The 5,315-nt window shown below is 69.5% G+C and carries 3 protein-coding genes; 1 reads left to right on the plus strand and 2 read right to left on the minus strand.

The window, feature by feature from the left end:
* Positions 1-2,660: MobF family relaxase (gene mobF / locus BCD48_RS19175; protein WP_157910528.1), on the minus strand; the 2,660-nt coding region annotated here is incomplete at its 3' end.
* Positions 2,661-3,151: 491 nt separating this feature from the next.
* On the opposite strand from mobF, the gene ybiA reads away from it, so the two are divergent.
* Positions 3,152-3,583, plus strand: coding sequence for a riboflavin biosynthesis intermediates N-glycosidase (ybiA, locus tag BCD48_RS19180; RefSeq protein ID WP_241841854.1), 432 nt, complete (start codon positions 3,152-3,154; stop codon positions 3,581-3,583).
* Positions 3,584-4,122: 539 nt separating this feature from the next.
* Here the strand turns inward: ybiA and BCD48_RS50740 are convergent.
* The gene (locus BCD48_RS50740) at positions 4,123-5,163 is read right to left on the minus strand and encodes a hypothetical protein (protein WP_131804048.1); all 1,041 of its coding nucleotides are present in this window, start codon (positions 5,161-5,163) and stop codon (positions 4,123-4,125) included.
* Between the last annotated feature and the right edge of the window lie 152 nt (positions 5,164-5,315).

Consider the following 5,315-nt stretch of genomic DNA (forward strand, 5'->3'; position numbering starts at 1 on the left):
GCGCTGGACCGGTTCGGCGCGTCGCTGGCCTGCGCGGCGCGGTTCGCGCCGTCCGGGTCGGCGCGGTTTGGCGCGTCGGCGCGGGGGCGGGTCGCGCCGAGGTGGTGGCGGCGTTCGGTGTACCAGTCGGCGACGGCGCGTTCCAGCAGCGCGTCCGCGCTGTCGGCGAGGTGGACCCGGCCGGCCTCGGCGAGCCGGTCGAGGGCGGCGCGGCTGGCCGGCGCGGTGTCGGTGCGTAGCGCGGCGAGCGCGGCGCGGACCGGCGCCATCTGCGCACCCGCCTGCCGGTGCACCGTCGTCAGCACCGGGATGTTAGGGGTGTGCGCGGCGAGGTGCGCGAACCAGCCCCCCGCGCCGACCGAACCGAGCTGAGCCGGGTCGCCCAGCAGGATGACCACAGTGGCGGTGCGGGTGGCGTAGCGCAGGAGCCGTTCGGCGTCGCGGGTGGCGACCTGCGTCGCCTCGTCCACGATCAGCACCGAACCCGCCGGCCACACGCTGGTCGGGTCGTCGGCGTGGTCGAGCAGGGTCAGCCAGCTGGCCACCACCCGGGCCGGGATGCCGATCCGCTCGCCGAGCTCCTCCGCTTGGCGGCCACCGTGCGCGGTCGCCAGTACCGGGTGGCCGGCGGCGGTGACGATGGCGGTCAGGGTCCGCATCGCCTCCGTTTTGCCGGTACCGGCCGGGCCGACCGCGACCCGGGCCAGGTCGCCGCTGGTCAGCAGGTGGCGGACGAGGTCGGCCTGCTCGGCGGACAGCGCCGGCCCCGCGGCGCCGCCGGATGCGGAGCGGGTCGCGGCGGCCAGGTGGGTGTCGAGGAGCTCCGTGCCGACGAGGCGGCGGGATGGCGCGCCGGTGGCGACCTGGCCCTGGCGGTACAGCGCGAACAGGGTGTCCTCGGCCGCCAGCAGATCTTCGGTGGTGTAGAGCGGTTCGGGTTCGTGGCGGCGCCGGGCCCGGGTCGCGTCGTGCAGGACGACGACCCGCCCATCGGCGAGGAACCGGTCGGACAGCCGTTCGATGTCCTCGGCCCCGAGCCGATCACCAGCCCAGCCGGCGACCTGGCGGACCACGTCCCGGCGGATAAACGTGGTGTCCTGCGCGGTCAGCCCGGACGCACCGGACAGCTGAGCGAACAGAGCCGCAACGTCGTCCTCCGTCACCTGGGCGCGCGGCACCGGATGCTCGACGAGAGTGGGGGCGAGCTGGCGTACCTGTGCGACGGTCCAGCCCGCGGCGGAAAGCCGGTCGTGCTGGATCGCGGCTACCTGCTCATCGGCAAGAACCTTCTTCGGGGCACGCGAGCGGAGCTGGGCCGCGGCGACCGTCGCACCGGACGGCTCCAGACCGGCCGCGACGAGCTGGGCGAACTCCTCGGTCACCTCGCCGTGCCGCGTCGAGAACGCCCCCAGCAGGTCCGCCGGGAAACCGGCGATCTCGGCGAGGTTGTTACGGGCCGGCTCCCAGGTGATGCCACGGCGAGCGGACAGCTCATGGCGCAGCACCGCCGCACCGACATGACCGGCGGTCTTGACCTGGGCGAGCAGCACCTCCCCGTCGATCGCCCGCCACTCCCACCCACCCGGACCGGGATCGTCATGACCAGCGGAAACCACCACCGCGTTGATCATCACATTGTGGACGTGCAGATGGGCCTCGTCGCTCCGCGACACGTCATGCAGATACGACGCCACCGCCAGACCCAGCGCCCGCCGGCTCTCCCCCTGCACCGTCCCGAAGACGGCGTGCCGCTCCAGGTAGCCGATCGTCGCGTCCACCGCCGCATCCAGCGCCGCCGCGATGTCAGCGCGCAGCGCCTCATCGCCGAACGCCCACAACAGGCTCACCGACTTCGGCACCGCACACACCATGTCGTAGCCCAGCACCGTCGCCGGCGGCGTCCGCGCCGCACACCACCGCTCCACCTCGACCCGACGGATCCGCCACCACCCATCCGCCCCACGCCGCCCGACCAACCGATCAGCCTCGCTCTCCTTCCCTTTGGCCGCTGGGCGCCTGGCCTCCGGGCCGCTGGCCACCGCAGAGCCCTGATCGGCGCCCTCGGCCGCCGGATGGCCTGCGGTCGCGAGGATCTTCGCCGTGCGGCTGACGAGCCGGCGCAGATAGGACGCACCAACTCCCGCGACTACCGCCGCCTCCGCCAACGTCAACCACTCCCCGCCACTGGACGTCGCATCGAACCCGGGCCGATCGCCAGCACCAACAGCACCAACGCTCGCGCGCTGGCCAGAACCCGAATCGGCGCTGGCAGCGGCCACCTCCGCGCCAGCACCATCGGCGGCATCCTGAGGCGCCGAGCCGGGCCCACCGCCGGCGGGCCAGCCAGCGCCAGCGTGATCAGGTCGCGCAACCCGGCCAGCGGTGCCGGTCGCCGCCAGCAACGGCCGGCCCGTCACCGCATGCCGCCCCCGCAGCAGCCGGGCCAACGCCTCCCCCGACACGGCATCCCGCAGCCCGACCAGCACTGCCCCCCGCCCGCGCGCCCGCCCTACCGCCCGCTCCCCCGCGTAGTACCGCGCCAGCCCAACGGCAGCGCCCGGCTGCCCGGACTCCAGATAGGCGACCACCGCATCCGCCGCCCGCGTCACCTGCCCTACGTCACGCGCCCGCACCCGCAACACCCGCACCGTCGCGATCATCGCCACCACCCCCGGCCCGCCCCACCCGGGGCCCGCACTGAAACCACGGACACTGCCCGGCCCGAACACCGCCGAGGACACCGCGACAGCCACCGCGCACGACACCGCGCCAGACCAGAACACCCGCGACGTCACCGCCCACGACACCCCGGCCGCCGTATCCGTCCCGACGCCGGCGGCCGTCCTGGCTAGCCGGGATCGGCCAGGCTGCCACGACGGCCTCCTCGCTGGCGTGGACCGTCCCACGGACGGCGCGACCATCAGGCTGCACTCGCGCCGGCAGGGACAGGTGCATGGGCCGGCGGAAACCGTTGGCCGGGTACCCCTGGCCCTGGCACCTTCATCGGCACGCGCCAAACCCACCCGTCGCCCCGCTCGATAGAGGAGGCTCACCGGCTCGAGCAACAGTGCGCCCGGATGAAGTTCCTGTTCGTCTGGGGCCACCAGCCCCAACGTGACGGCAGCCTCGGCACGGGCTGCCTGAGCCAGTGGTGGTCGGCCGCGTTCACACCTACCCGACCGCCAAGCACCACATGATGCACCGCAAGGCCCGCCTCTTCGGCAACGAGCAGACCGCCGCCCGCATCCTGACCGCGAGACATCCCGGAGCGGCGAAAGCCCTAGGCCGGCAGGTACGCGGATTCGACGACGCGGTCTGGGACACCCACCGCCACGACCTCGTCGTCACCGGCAACACAGCGAAATTCGGCCAGCACCCGACGCTGCGCGACTATCTGCTCCGCACCCGAAACCGCGTCCTGGTCGAGGCCAGCCCCCTCGATCGTGTCTGGGGCATCGGCCTGGCCGCCGACGACCCACACGCCACCTCACCCACCCGGTGGCGCGGCCTCAACCTCCTCGGATTCGCCCTCATGGATGTCCGCGCCACCTTCAACGACAGCAAGCCAGCGAGAAACGTCTGACGCCCACCAGAATGGCGAACCAGATCTCAAACTCGAATAAGCGCATCACCAGTATTAGGTATCGGCTATTCTAGTTATTTGGTTTGTCTTCACCCTGGAGTGTCAACCCGGTCGCCAGCCACGCACCCTCCCGCCACGCCCGCCACCGGACAGCGCGACACGAGACGTCAGCCAGGTCAACGGCAACCACAACCCCACCCGGGTCACCGCCATCCGCCATGCACCTATGGGGGTGGCGGCTACGCCGCCACCCCCGAGGATCTTCAGACTGCCGAGAACCGCCATGTACACCTGGAGGTAACGCGATCGGGTCTGCGCGACTGGTCTGCCGGCAGATTGGACAGTGAATTTGAGCTGCCCGGAGGTCTGATAGTTGAAAGCGAGGGTCCATTAAAGGGCCGTGCGTGAACAAGCAAAAACGCGTCGGTTTGACCGTCTCCCAATAGCGATTGAACTATCGACGAATTCAACTTTCCGTCGATTATTGAATGCGAGGAATTTCCGGTTTCGGACGCAACCCGCCATACGATTTCCCATTGCTATTCTGAATATTCCGAAATCCACGAATCTTGAGTTGATTCGTCTCTCATGATGAAACTGACGGCCATTTCTGCGGCGTCTTCCCACGCTTTCATGCTTCCGCGAGACCGCACACCCCCGGGCCACCAGTTGTTTACGGTTACGAGATGCTGCGCAAGGCGGATGGCGGTGGCGTTCGTTTCGGTCTGCGAGGATTTTCCTGCGAGAGCTAGGCAAGCGTCGACGGTCCGCGTAAGCGTAGTCGGGCGGTCGACCGCAGCGGCGTCTGCTATCGCCTGACGCCATAGGGGCCAGAAATCTGGCTGCGACGGTTTGCTTCCTCGCGCGAGGTTTGCGGTCGCGGCCGCATGCGCCCTTCGCGTGACGATCTCTTGTATGACACCGGGACCGTGCAGGGTCACGGCGGCCGTCGGTGATGCAGCCAGGCCGGCGGAGCCAGTGTGCCGGTCTTCGTTTGCCAACTGATGGGTCGGGCTCACGGCCTCGCGCGGTCGCTCATCGCGCTCATCCGGTGTCCCGTACGGCGTCAGGATCGTCTCAGGTCGAACGGTGGCTTCCAGTTCTGCGGGGGACGCCGCGCGAATCGCACCGGAGCGGTGCTTGGGAAGGTAAGCGGCGAGGCAGGCCAGTTGCCTCCGCTTCCGGTCAAGATCGCTATTCGGTGGATTGGTCGAACTGTGTTGCGCCGTGAGAATTCGGGCGACGAATTCGTCGGCGAGAGGGAGTCGTTCGGTCTCCGGGACCCGCCGAGCCGCACGAGCTAGACGTGACTCAACGCGGCAGAACGTTGCGTCGTCATGGTCGTGGTCCACGCACGCAGCCTGGACGGCGTCACTCAAAAATGCGGCCATTGACTGTCCCTGGGTGCAGAACGTCAATGTAATGAACCCGTGCGACCTCTGGCAGGCATTTTTCATTGCGCGAACGATGCGCGCGGCGCGGTCGACAATTCTAGCAGGTAGAACGGGCGCAACCGCCACGAGAGTCGCGTCGTCGACCGCGTGATGGCGGGCGTCGAGGCACTGCTGCAGCACGAACACGGCTCCGATACTCCGGGAATCGGTGACGCCGTCCAGGAGACAACGTAGTTCGGGGCTGCTTACTGACGTTGAACTCGCGAGGTGACCAGCTGTGGGGGTTCGAGTTGTAGGCCGGTTCCGGTCAGGAAGCCCGCGAGCAGGTCAGGGCGGTA

The organism is Pseudofrankia coriaricola, from assembly GCF_001854805.1.
GTDB lineage: Bacteria > Actinomycetota > Actinomycetes > Frankiales > Frankiaceae > Pseudofrankia.